The 13,562-nt window shown below is 39.7% G+C and carries 13 protein-coding genes; 9 read left to right on the plus strand and 4 right to left on the minus strand.

Going from position 1 to position 13,562, the window contains the following annotated elements; genetic code table 11:
• Positions 1-8: 8 nt before the first annotated feature.
• From recN to FUT79_RS10595, 4 genes are all read right to left on the minus strand, one after another.
• Positions 9-1,697: a DNA repair protein RecN gene (gene recN / locus FUT79_RS10580; protein ID WP_024752012.1), complete on the minus strand. Its 1,689-nt coding sequence runs from the start codon at positions 1,695-1,697 to the stop codon at positions 9-11.
• 589 nt (positions 1,698-2,286) lie between these two features.
• Complete coding sequence (locus tag FUT79_RS10585) at positions 2,287-3,159, minus strand: NAD(+)/NADH kinase (RefSeq protein ID WP_002699724.1); 873 nt, start codon at positions 3,157-3,159, stop codon at positions 2,287-2,289.
• A gap of 12 nt (positions 3,160-3,171) precedes the next feature.
• Positions 3,172-4,194, minus strand: coding sequence for a DegT/DnrJ/EryC1/StrS family aminotransferase (locus FUT79_RS10590; protein WP_024752014.1), 1,023 nt, complete (start codon positions 4,192-4,194; stop codon positions 3,172-3,174).
• A 3-nt stretch (positions 4,195-4,197) separates the two neighbouring features.
• On the minus strand, positions 4,198-4,671 hold the full coding sequence (locus FUT79_RS10595) for a chemotaxis protein CheW (protein ID WP_002699726.1): 474 nt from the start codon (positions 4,669-4,671) through the stop codon (positions 4,198-4,200).
• 711 nt (positions 4,672-5,382) lie between these two features.
• Here FUT79_RS10595 and FUT79_RS15355 point away from each other — a divergent pair.
• The 9 genes from FUT79_RS15355 (at position 5,383) to FUT79_RS10635 (ending at position 13,254) form a co-directional block, all read left to right on the plus strand.
• Entirely contained in the window at positions 5,383-5,643 is a 261-nt protein-coding gene (locus FUT79_RS15355; RefSeq protein ID WP_197071833.1) for a hypothetical protein, read from the plus strand.
• A gap of 51 nt (positions 5,644-5,694) precedes the next feature.
• Positions 5,695-6,471: a hypothetical protein gene (locus FUT79_RS15360; RefSeq protein WP_197071832.1), complete on the plus strand. Its 777-nt coding sequence runs from the start codon at positions 5,695-5,697 to the stop codon at positions 6,469-6,471.
• A gap of 104 nt (positions 6,472-6,575) precedes the next feature.
• On the plus strand, positions 6,576-6,731 hold the full coding sequence (locus FUT79_RS15365) for a hypothetical protein (protein WP_197071831.1): 156 nt from the start codon (positions 6,576-6,578) through the stop codon (positions 6,729-6,731).
• Between the two features lie 112 nt (positions 6,732-6,843).
• Positions 6,844-8,964, plus strand: coding sequence for a methyl-accepting chemotaxis protein (locus FUT79_RS10610; protein ID WP_244951086.1), 2,121 nt, complete (start codon positions 6,844-6,846; stop codon positions 8,962-8,964).
• A 373-nt stretch (positions 8,965-9,337) separates the two neighbouring features.
• Entirely contained in the window at positions 9,338-9,865 is a 528-nt protein-coding gene (gene prcB / locus FUT79_RS10615; protein WP_002701550.1) for a dentilisin complex subunit PrcB, read from the plus strand.
• Positions 9,866-11,328: 1,463 nt separating this feature from the next.
• Positions 11,329-11,724, plus strand: a complete 396-nt coding sequence (locus tag FUT79_RS10620; protein ID WP_231577588.1) for a flagellar basal body-associated FliL family protein — start codon at positions 11,329-11,331, stop codon at positions 11,722-11,724.
• A 49-nt stretch (positions 11,725-11,773) separates the two neighbouring features.
• The gene (locus FUT79_RS10625) at positions 11,774-12,142 is read left to right on the plus strand and encodes a hypothetical protein (RefSeq protein WP_002701539.1); all 369 of its coding nucleotides are present in this window, start codon (positions 11,774-11,776) and stop codon (positions 12,140-12,142) included.
• 7 nt (positions 12,143-12,149) lie between these two features.
• Positions 12,150-12,794: an RNA polymerase sigma factor gene (locus FUT79_RS10630; protein ID WP_414820273.1), complete on the plus strand. Its 645-nt coding sequence runs from the start codon at positions 12,150-12,152 to the stop codon at positions 12,792-12,794.
• Complete coding sequence (locus FUT79_RS10635) at positions 12,784-13,254, plus strand: hypothetical protein (RefSeq protein WP_002701535.1); 471 nt, start codon at positions 12,784-12,786, stop codon at positions 13,252-13,254. The genes FUT79_RS10630 and FUT79_RS10635 overlap by 11 nt, the downstream gene beginning before the upstream one ends.
• Positions 13,255-13,562: the final 308 nt, after the last annotated feature.

The raw sequence follows: 13,562 nt of genomic DNA on the forward strand, positions 1-13,562 counted from the left end.
AATCACCGTTATGCGGTTCCATATTTTTGCAGTAATTCTTGCGCATGTTTTTGCGAAACGTCGCTTACCTCATCGCCTGCAAGCATGCGTGCAATTTCTTCTGTACGTTTTTGTCCTTCAATGATAAAGGCCGATGTTCGGGTAGAAGTTCCGTCAGAAGTTTTTTCTATCTTAATTTGTGTATCGGCATGTGCGGCGATTATTGCAAGATGCGTTATACAAAGAATTTGTTTTTTCTCCGATAATTTCTTTAAATGTTCCGAAACCGCTAAGGCAACCTCTCCGCCGATACCGGTATCGATTTCGTCAAACACTAAGGTGTCCGCTTCATCTGCAGCGGCAAGCACTGTTTTTAAGGCGAGCATTACGCGTGAAAGTTCGCCGCCCGACGCAATTTTTGCAAGCGATTTTAGCGGCTCACCTGGGTTCGGGCTGATTAAAAATTCTATTGAATCAAAACCATAGGGACCGACCGTCTGTTTATTGCCCGTTTTATCTTTAAGCTGTACCTGCACTTCAAATTTTGTTTTTGGCATGCCAAGCTGCGCTAAAATTGCTTCCACTTTTGTTTGCAGCGTTTTCGCGGCGGCAGCTCTTTTTTCTGAAAGCGCCTTTCCGGAAGTAAAAAGACGCTGTGTGCATTTTTGAATTTCGCTTTCAAGCTCGGTTTTACTGTCCGCATTATGTACTAATTGTTCAAGCTCTTTTTGCGCCTTATCGCAGTATTCCAGCACCTCGGCAATAGTATTTCCGTATTTTTTTTTGAGTTTATAAATAAGCGAAAGCCTCTCCTGCACCTCTTCCAAGCGGGCGGGGTCAAAGGACATACTCGCGGAATAGGAGGCGACATTTGAGGCAATATCTTCAAGGTCGTAATATGCGCTTTCAAGCCGCTGCATGTTTTCCGCAAGGGTTCCGTCAATTTCAGCCGCTGCTCCGAATGCGTTTATAGCTTTTTTTAAAAGGCTTACCGCTCCCCGCTCTCCCGTTAAAACCGCGTCCGCCTCTTCAATATGTTCGTATAGTTTTTCATACTGAAGAAGTTTGTTTTCTTCCGCTTCAAGCTCTTGTTCTTCGTCAGCCTTGAGTTTCGCCTTTGTAATCTCTTCTACCGCAAAATTTAAAAGCTCGATTTTTTCATTTAATTGCTTTTCGGATATATTGAGTTGTTCAAGTTCCGCCCTTTTTTCCGAGAGTTCGGTATAGAGGGCGGTAAAAGCAGCGGTTTCTTCTTCCAGCCCCGCATAAGCATCTAAAAACCGTCGATGCTCCGCAATTTTAAACAACGACTGATGGTCATGCTGTCCGTGTATATCAACTAAAAAAGAGGTAAAAACTTCGAGATCTGTTCTTGCAACCGGATAACTTTGAATCCATGCGGCGCTTCTGCCGTTTTGTTTGATACTTCTGCGCAAAAGTATTCGCCCGTTTTCAGGCTCAATATCACGTTCGGCAAGCCAGGCGGTGGCGGCTTTATGCTGCGGATCAAGGTAAAAGGAGCCAGAAACCCAGCCTTCTTCTGCACCTGTTCTCAAAATATCCGTGCCCGCTTTGCCGCCAAGTAAAAAGCTCAAGGCACCGATCAAGATTGATTTTCCGGCTCCAGTTTCCCCCGAAAGTACATTAAAACCCGATGCAAAATCAAGGCTCAGAGAATCTATCAATGCAATATTTTTTACGATAATATTTTCTATCATGTAATTCTCCTTTATTTAGAGCTTGCAGTCTCCTACCCGCCAATGCGTTGTATTAGGAATTCCGGCTGTCCTTAGACCTGTAAGATAAGGTTAAAGTAAAATTGCCAAAGCTCCGTTTGCATTTATCATGCAGTATATTACTTTCAGAGACGGTTCGCAAGCAGCACCGCTACAATTATCATGGCGCACGCATGAAGAATAAAAATCATACATTCATGGGCGTTGCGGTTTGAAATTTTTCTCTTTGTCCGAGTTAGTTTTTTACTTGTTGGAGCTTTTCTGTTTTAAACTCGTCGACTTAGTTTTATCACAAATACAAAAAACTAAGTGATGGACTCCGCTATCGTTACGGCTTCGCATTTTTGAAAAAATGCTTCGCCGCCCTGCGTCCGCCTAACACACGTCCATGCACACTGCTTCACAATGAGTTATGCTTTTCTTTCAGCTGATTGCTCTCGGCATCTCTGACCTTCAACACTGTCTTAAAAATTCTATCAGACAATTCCACTCTCTATCTTTACACCGTAATTTTATAAAAGCTTGTTATCAAAACAGAAAGCATTTCGAATCTCAAAGTGCCGAAACGTTTTTATTGTATCGGAACGGGACAGGTTGAATTGCCCGACCATGCAAGTTTTGAGCGAAGCGCCCGATAAAACATTTCCGGATTACAGCCTATTAAATGCGCTTTATGAACAGAGGCACTTACCGACACAATATCATTTTCCTCAAGCACAAAAAGCTCTTGTCCGTCAACCGATAATATCGTATCCCGATGGCGAGTCGGTAAAACTTTCACCGTCATCTTTCCTTCCGCAGGCAGCACAATCGGTCTATTCGATAATGAAAAAGCGGCAATAGGAGTCAACACAAAGGCGGAGACGTTCGGGTCTAAAATCGGTCCGCCTGAAGCCGCCGAATAAGCGGTTGAACCGGTCGGCGTTGAAATAATAACACCGTCCGCTTTATACGTACCGAAAGAAACATCATTGAACAACACTTCAAGATTTACCAATTTCGCAATCCCGCTACCGGATATAACCACATCATTTAATGCATCAAAAACGCAAAATTCCTGCCGCTTACGCAGAATACAAGCGGAAAGAAGCATTCGCTCAAATATTTTTATTTTCCCCGCAAGATAATCCTCTAACACCGTCTGCCAATGCTCCGGTTCAACAACCGCAATAAACCCGAAATTCCCGAAATTAATTGCGAACACTGGAATTTTTCGCGCAGCACAGCAACGACTTGCAAACAGCACTGTTCCATCCCCACCAAGACAGATGGCAAATGCATAGTCTTGTTTGACAGGATTTTCGGAAGACATACCGTCATACTCGTATTGATCACACGAGAAGCCTCTTGCTTCCAAAAATTTTATAATATCTTTTGAAAGCTTTACTGCGTGCGGCTTATACGTACTCGTTATAATAATCACTCTACTATCTGTAGTACCCATATAATCAATCTTCTACGGCAGTGAGCGCAGTACTTTTGAAATTTTCTCGGCATTTGCCATGCCTAATCGGGGATACAGCGGGAACAAAACACAGCGCAATAACAAAGAAGCTGCCTGAATATATTCTTCCTGTTTTTCAAATGTATCAATAATGGAACCTGAAAACGCAGGCTCCGTTTCTACACCTTTTTTATTTGCGAATTGCTTTACATCTTTGTACCCTGAGGACAATAGTACCGGAAATGAATACACAGGATTTTTTAAACCTTCCGCCGGCGCAATGGTCTTATGTCTTCCCTGCATAAGAAAACGCACGTAAAGTTCATACAACTCTTGGCGCAGCTGCATGTTTTTTTCCATTTGTTTGAGCTGTACAAAAGCAAGAGAAGCATTGATGTCGGGCAAAATATCCGTGGGCGGTGCCACATCGTAGAGTTTTTTCAGTACAAGCGCGTTACGGCGTTCAGCGGAAAGCAGGGCTGCTCCTCCTCCCGCAGTAAGAATATCCCGCTCCTCAAGCCCTAAGATCGCAAAGACACCGAAACAACCCGATTTTTTTTCGCCGAGTTCGGCACCCGCAGATTGAGAAATATCTTCGATAACGGGAATGTTCAAACTAAGCACTTCCTGCATATTAGGCAAATTACCCAATGCCTCGTGCAAAACCACTACCTTCCCGCCTGCCTGTATCCCATCTGCAATCAGCGAAGGTGTCATCAACGCGGTTTCCGCGTCAACATCAACCAAAATCGGCGTAAAGCCCTGCCGCTGAACTTCAGTAAACTGCCATGCGGGCGCAAGCACGGAAAGCAACACGCCGCTTCCCGGTTCCAAACCGAGGGCTCGTAATGCATATGCAAGCGCAATTGCAGGGCTGCGAAATGTTGCGGCACCCTCAACCTGAAAAGAATCTTTAATAAGCCTTATCAGTTTTTGATTTGCTTCACCGGGGCCGATTTTTTCTTCTACCATGCAGGTAAGTACGGCATCCATCTCGCTGCGCCGTATTGTTGAGCTATAAACCGGTATCTTCATATATTAAAGATTAGCAAGTTTTTGTAATTCTTTCGGATTAAACAGTTTTCTGATATCGAGCATAATAAGATAGCCGGAACCTTGTCGCACCACACCGTGAATATATTCGGTACCGATACCGGTGATCATCTGCGGCGGTGGCTGTACATCGCCTTGCTTAACCATAATAACACGCGCAACCCTATCGATGATAATTCCAAGCTTATTATTATCAATATGCAAAATAATAAAACCGCCCAAATATTCATCACCCGCATCCAAAACAGCCTTCTTTAAATGGAATCTCTTATGCAGACTGATAATGGGAATAATCTCACTGCGTAAATTAAAAATACCCTCGACATAATAGGGTGCATTCGGAATAGGACGCACATCTTGTATTTTTACAATCTCTTTCACGTCCATGATATCAACTCCGTACAGTTCCTCTCCAAGCTGAAAAGTTACTAATTGGAATTGAGCATCTGTCATTGCCATAAGAACCTCCGTTGCAAATTACAAATTTTTTATTTGACCTCGCATATTCACCATAACGCAAAAATCAAATTTCTTCAAGCACGAAATAAAAAATAATTATGAATACCAAATCTCTCCGTTTTCTTCAATGTCCTTTGAATTAAAAAGTGAGAGTGTCGAAATAAGCACTCCCCTACCGTACACCGAAATCCGAGGTCCAAAGGACGGCAGCCCTATCATAACCATCCACAGATGTCAAAATCAGAACAAATACAACGATGTTTAAAAGCGCCAACACCCTATTGTAAAATTGAAGCTTTTAAACTCGCATCCCCATCCCCTGTAAGCAAGAATACCAGAACTACAATCAGAACGGGCACGGACGCCCGTGGTTCCAAGCAGAAACGATGTTTTAAAGCAAAACAGCTTACAAAGCTTTAAAACTCGCAGGGTTGGTTTTGCCATGGACGGTAAAACTCAGAACGGGCACGGACGCCCGTGATTCCACGCAGAAATGATGTTTTAAAGCAAAATACTTTGCAAAGCTTTAAAACTCGCAAGTTTGGTTTTGCCATGGACGGCAAAACCAAACCTGAGCTCTTTTTTATAGATTTTGTATATCGTTGTCCGGTTTAGCTTGACAATTCAAGTATTTAAAAAATATAATTTAAGATATTGAAAACCGTTGTAGAGGTAAAAAAAAATTCGACCGTCTTTTAAAAAGGAGTGTATATGAAAAGATCAAAACCTCATGAAAAAGAACTGCCGTATATCCCTCTAGGCATATTTAAACTTCGCTTTCCTATTATTCATTATCCATTGGAAAAAGTAGAATTTATTCAAGGATTAATTTTAGGCGTAACCGCACTGAGTTCTCTTCCATATTTGATGGAGTATTTAGGTTTGCCGTATGAACTTGCGTGGTCGTTAATAATTTTGGAAGTATCTCTATATACATTACATGCGACACTCGGCGATCCTGTAGTGCCCTGATGGATTACACCGACTTTGCCGCTTACCCTTGCGTATTTAAGCGCATTTCCAATGGGGCATGAAAGAATCAAAGCGATGATTGCATTGCAAATTATACTGGCAGGTGTATTTATTTTTATGGGAATTACAAAGCTTGCTGATAGGTTTGTCCATTCGGTGCCTGATTCAATAAAAGGAGGCATCCTGCTTGCCGCGCCTATTAACGTAATAGCGGAACAGCTGGGTAAAAACGGGAATTTGAGAAAGTATCCTATTGCAATCATCGCAGGAGTTGGACTGCTTTTGCTTATTTCTTTTTCAGATGAGTACGCAAAAAAACGGAAAAACAGTAAAATATTAGATATTATTGCAAAGTACGGAAATCTTTTTCCATATCTTTTAGCAATGGTTGTCGGTGTGATAGTAAGTGAAATCGGGATGCCTAAGACGGACTTTTCTGCAGTTATTAAAATTCCTGAACTGGGAAGACTTTTTAGAGAAGTCTCGGTATTTGGGATCGGATTTCCTTCCGCAAAATATTTTTTGCAAGCGTTTCCGCTTGCGCTGGTAAGTTATGTTATTGCCTTTGGCGATTTTGTAACAACGGAAACGCTTATTAAGGAAGCAAAAGAATCCAGGCACGATGAATATATTGATTTTAATTCAAGCAGATCAAACTTGATATCAGGCATCAGGAATCTCATACTTGGAATTTTTGCGCCCTTTCCACCGCTTGCGGGACCTTTATGGGTTGGTATGACTGTTTCTGTTTCTATAAGATATGAAGAAGGAAAAAATGCCATGAAGAGCTTGATCGGGGGAATGGCCTCTTTTAGATTAGCACATTGATTTCGGTGCTTCTTATTCCGGTTGTGAGTTTTTTCCGTCCTTTATTTCCCGTCGGAGCATCGATAACTTTGGTTTTTCAAGCCTTTGTTTGCGGAAGGATCGGAATGGAATACTGTAAAAACGATCGGGATAAAATGATTGCGTCAGTTATGGCAGCAGTGCTTTTTGTGGAAGGATCTGCTATTGCTCTTGTTACGGGTTTTCTTTTGAATATACTCATGTCGAATATTGATTTAAAGAACTTTTTTAAAAAAGAGTGAAGGTTCAAGCAATGTAAGCTTTAAACAACAATGTGATAAATAAATTGATATTTACAACTCGCAAGTGGTATGATACAATCTGATCAATTGAATTGTATTGAGAGGTGCGTATATGATTAATAATAAAGAGTATTTTCCGACACATTCCAAAAAAAGAATGATTGCTCGTTTTTCGTTAAAAAACCAACCCTTCCTTTTGGTTTTACCGCTTTCTTTTTTTCTTATTGCGTTCTCCTTACTATGGTATTATGAAGCCAGCAGAATTATAAAAAATAATATCACCGATAAAATGGAGTCCAAGAAAGAACTATATCATAAAAGCATTGAGTTGTTTTTAACTCAGAGAGCAACCATAATAGAAACACTGAGCAGTGTCATTGCTTTAAATAATGCGGATACTGATGAAATGCTGGAGCTTTGTACCGGCTGCGACACCGCATTTCACCATATGATTTTTGACGTATACATGGGTTTTGAAGACGGCAGATATATTGATTCTTCAGGCTGGAAGCCGCCGGCTGCTTGGGATGCACGAAAGCGTCCCTGGTATAAAAAAGCACTTAAAAAAAAAGGGGTGGCATTTTCAGAAATTTATGTCGATTCTGTACGCAATATTCCGATGGTATCGATAAGTATTCCCGTTATGCAAAACAAAGATTTACTTGGAGTGCTTACCACAAATGTTGATATGAGTAAATTAAAAGAGATGATGACTAAAATAAATCAAGGGAATAATACAACCGATATTTTTCTTCTGGATGAGAACGGCAAGTTTTTATTTCATAACACCTTTACCTACAGTGACGTAATTACGGAAGTTGAAAATAAGAAATATGCAAACTGCATTAAACAGATGTTTGATAAAGATATAACGGAATTTTCAACGGTTATAAATGGGGAAAAATATTTTTTTATAAAAGACCATTTTTCCGCTGTAGATTGGACTCTTGCCATCGGAATACCGTATGTTGACTTATACCGAGATGCTACTAATCTTAGAATCAAAGGAAACATATTTGCCGCTGTTTTTATTTGTTTTTATATCGCCGTTATTTGGAGCATAGCTTCTCGAATGACAAAACAACTCAAAGCATTAGTGTCAGCGTTAAAAAATATAGCTGAAGGAGACGCTGATTTAACAGTCCGTCTTCCCTTAATCGGTAACAGAGAAATTACCGATTTATCCCGGTATTTTACTCAAGCTATTGAAAAAATAAGGCTGTCGATTAAATCCGTATCGGAAAATACGGATGCGCTCCGGGCTGTCGGTGAAAACCTTGCAAACAATGTAACAGAAACAGCGAGCGCGATAAACCAAATCAACATGAACATTGACAACGTAAAAGAGCAAAGCCTGACGCAAGCTGCAAGCGTATCGGAGACAGCTGCAACTATCGAAGAAATTATTCGTACGATAAAACAGCATAACACCGGTATTGAAACCCAATCGGCAAGCATTATCCAATCTTCATCATCTGTTGAGCAGATGATTACCAGCATTGGACAAATTACCGAAACACTTGAAAAAACAAACACTGTAATTAAAGACTTTGCCTCCGCTACCGAAGACGGAAAAAACACCGTATCGGAATCTAAGGCTGTAATGCAAAAAATAGCAGAAGAATCGGGCGGGCTTTTGGAAGCAAGCACGGTTATTCAGCATATCGCAAGTCAAACAAACCTGCTTGCTATGAATGCCGCAATTGAAGCTGCCCATGCCGGAGATGCGGGAAAGGGTTTTGCAGTCGTCGCGGATGAGATTCGTAAATTAGCAGAAGAATCAAATACACAGGGAAAAACAATCACCACAACATTAAAAGCTCTTTCAGAAGAAATAGAAACTCTTTCAAATTCGGCAAAAAAAACGGAAGAGAAATTCAATATTATTTTCGAACTATCCGGTCAAGTGCAGCATATGAGCGATCGTTTAATGGAAGCAATGCAGGAACAAGCAAACGGCGGAGCAGAAGTGCTTACCGCTATTAAAAATATTAATTCCGTAACCACCGATGTTCGTGAAGGCTCTCACGAAATGCTGATAGGCGGTCAAGGCATCGCGGAAGAAATGAGAAAGCTTGACAAACTTACCCGAACAATAACGTATAGCATGAATGAAATGGCTTCCCGCGCATTGCAAATAAATGCCGCTATTAAAGACATAAACGAGATATCACAGAAAAACAAAGAGAGTATTGTAAATCTCTCTGTTGAGGTTGAAAAATTTAAAGTTTGAAAGATAAAATGTGTAAGAAGGCATATGAAAAATATTAAATTTTTCATATGCCTTGAATAGAGGGTATCAATGAATTACACTATAAAATGTCGTTAATCTTGATAGAGTTATACGTTTGACAAATTAGAAAGTGTTCCTTGTGTAGCGTTTTGTAATTAACTGCCTGTTATAAAAATCGGAGTATCAACAATGAGGGACTGCGGATTTAAGCATTCCTATGGTAAATTGCTCACCGTTGCGCCGTGTCGAACTCTTTTTTATAAAATTTTTACTTTTTTGGTAAGATGTATTAAAAAAACGTTATACTTGTGCCAAAGCCGGAGATAAATGACACTTTTAAAGCACATAAAGCAAACAATTGGGAGAATGTATTATGATAAAAAAACATGCGGTACTATTTGTCGGTTTTGTTTTAATAAGCGGAATTTCCCTTTATAGCTATGAAGAAAATCTGTTGGACTTAGATGCGCAAAGTTCAGCAACTCAAAAAAATGAGCATTTTGACGCAGCTTACACCATACTTGATTCCGGAGTATATAGTACAGTTCGCTATCCGAAAACAGTTGTTATACGCAATAAAAAAACATGGGATAAATTCTTAAAAAACTATAATTCGCGGCTCAATATGGCAGCTCCCGATTTTTCAAAACATGCCGTTATTGCGGTTTTTGCCGGAGAGTTTAGCACCGGCGGATACAATCTTTTTGTGGAATCTATAGAGAAGGACGATGATGATAATGAACTTGAAATTTCTTTCAAGCTTTCTTATCCAAGTCCCAACGAAACCGTTACACAAGCTTTTACCTATCCGTTTATAGTTGTTGCGGTAGAAATTTCTCCACACGTTAAAATTGATGTGGATTTACCGGACACTTTGGAAGAAAAAATGAAAAAATTTTAAACCCTGCTTTTATTTGCCCGACTCGTATTTTACGCAAATGTATTTTCAAGGGTTACACGGTGAAAAACAATCAACAAGCGAGCGCTAAAACCTATTTATGTAATAAAAGCTGCGTACGCATACAAAAGGCGAAGCCGGATCCTTTTTGCGTACCTAAAACGGTAAAAAGCGTCGCAGCAACAGCGGAGTCTATGACTTAGTTTTTTGTATTTCTGATAAACTTAAACCTAGTATAACGTTTTGTAATTAACTTCTACATATACTAATCCAAGCACTAATAACGGTTTGCGGGTTCTGTATTCCTTGATACTTATACGGGTTCAAACGATGTTTAAAAACTACCACACCGACATAAATAGGAGTTTTTAAACTCGCAGCTACTGTAAACAGGAATAGCAAATATTACATCCAGAACGGGCACTGATGCCCGTGGTTCCACGCAGCAGCGACGTTTTAAAGCAAGGCTGCTTACAAAGCTTTAAAACTCGCAGCACTGATTTAATCAAGAATACTAAAAATCAGGGCGTGGCGGTGGTTCCACGCAGAAGCGATGTTTTAAAGCAAGGCTGCTTACAAAGCTTTAAAACTCGCAGACCTAATTTTGACAAGGACGTCAAAATTAGGTCGTGGTTCCAAAGAGTGAACACCTCACACCCATACGTGTGAAAACCTTACCTGCAAGGAGGTGCTCTGCGGATTCAGTGTTCCCTATAGTAAATTGCTCACCGTTATTAAATTCTAAACGATGTTTTAAAGCATCAATACAAAACTGTAAAATTGAAGCGTTAAAACTCGTTGGCAAAGCGAAGGCAAATTATTAATGCTTTGCCCTATGGTAAGTTTACTCACCGTTGCTAAATTCCAAGCGATGTTTTGCCTGTACTTTATTGTAAACAGGCAAAACTCGTAGACGAACCAAAGGTAAAATTCCAAGGGTTCGCCGTTGCGCCGTGTCGAACTCAGAACGGGCACGGACGCCCGTGGTTCCAAACAGATGGGTTAGTTTTTGCCATGGGCGGCAAAACTCAGAAAAAATTCAAACGATGTTTAAAAGCATCAATACAAAATTATAAAATTGAAGCTTTTAAACTCGCAGCACTGATTTAATCAAGAATACTAAAAATCAGGGCGTGGCGGTGGTTCCACGCAGAAACGATGTTTTAAAGCAAAAGTATTTGTAAAGCTTTAAAACTCGCAAGGTTTAGTTTTGCCATGGACGGCAAAACTAAACCTGAGCTCTTTTTTATAAAACTTTTTACGTTTTAGTAAGATGTATTAAAAACGAATCGACTTATTAAAAAAACGCTGTACTTTGTTATAATCAATAAAAGACTCCACAGAAAAAAGCTCGGCGGCGGGGAGCTGTCTTTTTTTTATTTTTTTGATACTATATCTCCATGGCTGAAAAAAATACATGTATTCATGTCTTGCATCTTATCGTTATAATCCTGGTCGGAATCATCATGATAGGTACAGTGGCAGGGTTAATAAAAGCTAGCGCAAAACAAAATGAAATAGCGGAAGAAGTTCCGCCCATCATATTGCAAAAAGAAGATGCTTTATACGGAGAGATCGGCAGGTTGCGTATCAGCAGTGCGGATTCTCCTCCGATAAGTGTTATCGTAACTCCTTTCTTGCAATATGCAAAAGCGGACATCGCTTTGCAGGAAGAGCTTATAAGAAAGAAAGAAATACTTAAAAAGGTTATTATTTCCTGGTTTGAGAAAAAAAACGCCGTACAACTTTCTACGTTTCCTCCCGACAAAATAAAAAAACTCCTTTTGGAAGAGTTGAATAAGCAATTGGTTTTGGGTAAAATAAAAGGAATCTATTTTGAAGAGTTAACTCTCTTAAACTAAACTGAAAGATTTGCAGATTTTCAGCGTAAATCATGAAGGAGATTGACAAATGACACACGAAGCGGTTCCGGCAGCACAGATTATTATTGCGATTATTCCTATTGTAGGAATTGTAACCGGCGGCAGTGTTATATTTTTTTATCTTTTGTGGAGACATAAACAAATTATCTGCCAAATTGAAAATAATATTTACATCCGTCCTTCTTTTAATTTAGTTGCATTTTGTTTGCTTGCAGGCATTATGCTCACCATTACAGGATTTGTTTTAACTATACTTTTTGCAATTATAAACGGAATAAGTTATGTTTTACTTGGAGGACTTATTCCGCTTGCTATTGGAATCAGTTTTTTAAGTTTTTTTTATTACACCACCCATATCGATGCGGAAATTTTATGGAAAGGAGACGAACGTGCTTAAAAAAAAGATTTTATCAAATAACGATCCGAAAAAAGAACAGCAGACTCAGAAAAAAATTGATAAAGAAATTTGTAAAGCGGTTTTAAACGGAAACACACAAGCATTCAGCGTATTGGTAGAAAAATATCAGCAACAGATATATCGGCTTGGGATGAGCTTTTTTAAAAACGAGGATGACAGCAAAGACTTTGTGCAAGATGTTATGCTCAAAGCATACACAGCATTAGGCTCGTTTAGGGGCGACTCGGCTTTCTCTACATGGCTTATCAGCATTGCCTATAATACCGCCATCAATTCTATGCGAAGGTCTCAACGATTTGTTTCCTTTGCGGAATCCTTTGAAATTGAAGCTCCGGGGGAAACTCCCGAAGAGCGGCATATCAATAATTGTGTGAAGCTTTCAATTCGGGAAGCAGTGGAAAACCTTTGTGAAAAATATCGCGTTTGTATTGATTTATATTTCTTCTATGACATGCCGTACGCGGATATATCGAGCATAACAGGTTTGCCCGTTAATACCATAAAATCTCATGTATTCAGAGCAAAGAAGATTTTGCGGGAATACTTAACGGAAGAACAAGTACTTTTTAGAAGTAATGAAAACCCCTCTTCGGGAATATTTGCTATTTTTCAATTACGCTATGACTTGTGAAAAAATAATTGATACATACTTAAAGCTTGATAAATATGAAAGAGTCCCGATTGGAATTACACTGCATCTGCTTAGATGCAGGTCTTGCAGGGAAACCGTAAAAAAACTTTCAAAAGTCTATACACAACACAGAAAAAAAGAGAAAAATCCCAGTCCCGAACTCGTGGAAGATATAATGCAAAACATATATCAACTGTCAGAAAAACCTGTTCAGACAGAAACCCTGAGCGATGCAAAAATTCTTCTCTGGATGCTTACCGGCCTGTTAATTGTCATAGGCTTCATCATACTGCCCTTTACCGAAATAGGGCAATGGGGAATAAATCACTTAGGCATTGCCTTTATCATTCCATTTGCCCTTATCTGCGCCATCTCCGTTTCCGCCTTTTATGCGGTCTTTGTCGGAAAAAATATTGATTTCTTTGTAAAACAATTTGATCTTCCTACAAGCCTGCAATAAGCTTTGTAACAATTTACAGTGTAAGCTTCTTTTGATAAATCCGTTTTAATTCATCACATACGAATCATAAAAAATTTATAAAAAGAGCCCGACACGGCGCAACGGTGAGTAAACTTACCATAGGCAAAATGCAGCTTTTCTCTCAAAATTTGCCTGCCGTTTTAAAATTGCTTTTTTCTAGCGGCGATAACTTTTAAACGCATTTCAGCGTGGAACCGCCGCCGTACATGTTCTTCCGGAGCATCCGCGGGTTTAAGCCCGTAAATTCCCTCCGATAAAAATGAGTCTGCTTTTTTGAACATTCCTGA

The organism is Treponema phagedenis (assembly GCF_008153345.1).
Classification (GTDB): Bacteria; Spirochaetota; Spirochaetia; order Treponematales; family Treponemataceae; genus Treponema; species Treponema phagedenis.

Bases quoted from the DNA above. Each gene is read 5' to 3' on its own strand.
- recN (WP_024752012.1), bottom strand. From the start codon at position 1,697: ATGATAGAAAATATTATCGTAAAAAATATTGCATTGATAGATTCTCTG.
- FUT79_RS10585 (WP_002699724.1), bottom strand. From the start codon at position 3,159: ATGGGTACTACAGATAGTAGAGTGATTATTATAACGAGTACGTATAAG.
- FUT79_RS10590 (WP_024752014.1), bottom strand. From the start codon at position 4,194: ATGAAGATACCGGTTTATAGCTCAACAATACGGCGCAGCGAGATGGAT.
- FUT79_RS10595 (WP_002699726.1), bottom strand. From the start codon at position 4,671: ATGGCAATGACAGATGCTCAATTCCAATTAGTAACTTTTCAGCTTGGA.
- FUT79_RS15355 (WP_197071833.1), top strand. From the start codon at position 5,383: ATGAAAAGATCAAAACCTCATGAAAAAGAACTGCCGTATATCCCTCTA.
- FUT79_RS15360 (WP_197071832.1), top strand. From the start codon at position 5,695: ATGGGGCATGAAAGAATCAAAGCGATGATTGCATTGCAAATTATACTG.
- FUT79_RS15365 (WP_197071831.1), top strand. From the start codon at position 6,576: ATGGAATACTGTAAAAACGATCGGGATAAAATGATTGCGTCAGTTATG.
- FUT79_RS10610 (WP_244951086.1), top strand. From the start codon at position 6,844: ATGATTAATAATAAAGAGTATTTTCCGACACATTCCAAAAAAAGAATG.
- prcB (WP_002701550.1), top strand. From the start codon at position 9,338: ATGATAAAAAAACATGCGGTACTATTTGTCGGTTTTGTTTTAATAAGC.
- FUT79_RS10620 (WP_231577588.1), top strand. From the start codon at position 11,329: ATGATAGGTACAGTGGCAGGGTTAATAAAAGCTAGCGCAAAACAAAAT.
- FUT79_RS10625 (WP_002701539.1), top strand. From the start codon at position 11,774: ATGACACACGAAGCGGTTCCGGCAGCACAGATTATTATTGCGATTATT.
- FUT79_RS10635 (WP_002701535.1), top strand. From the start codon at position 12,784: ATGACTTGTGAAAAAATAATTGATACATACTTAAAGCTTGATAAATAT.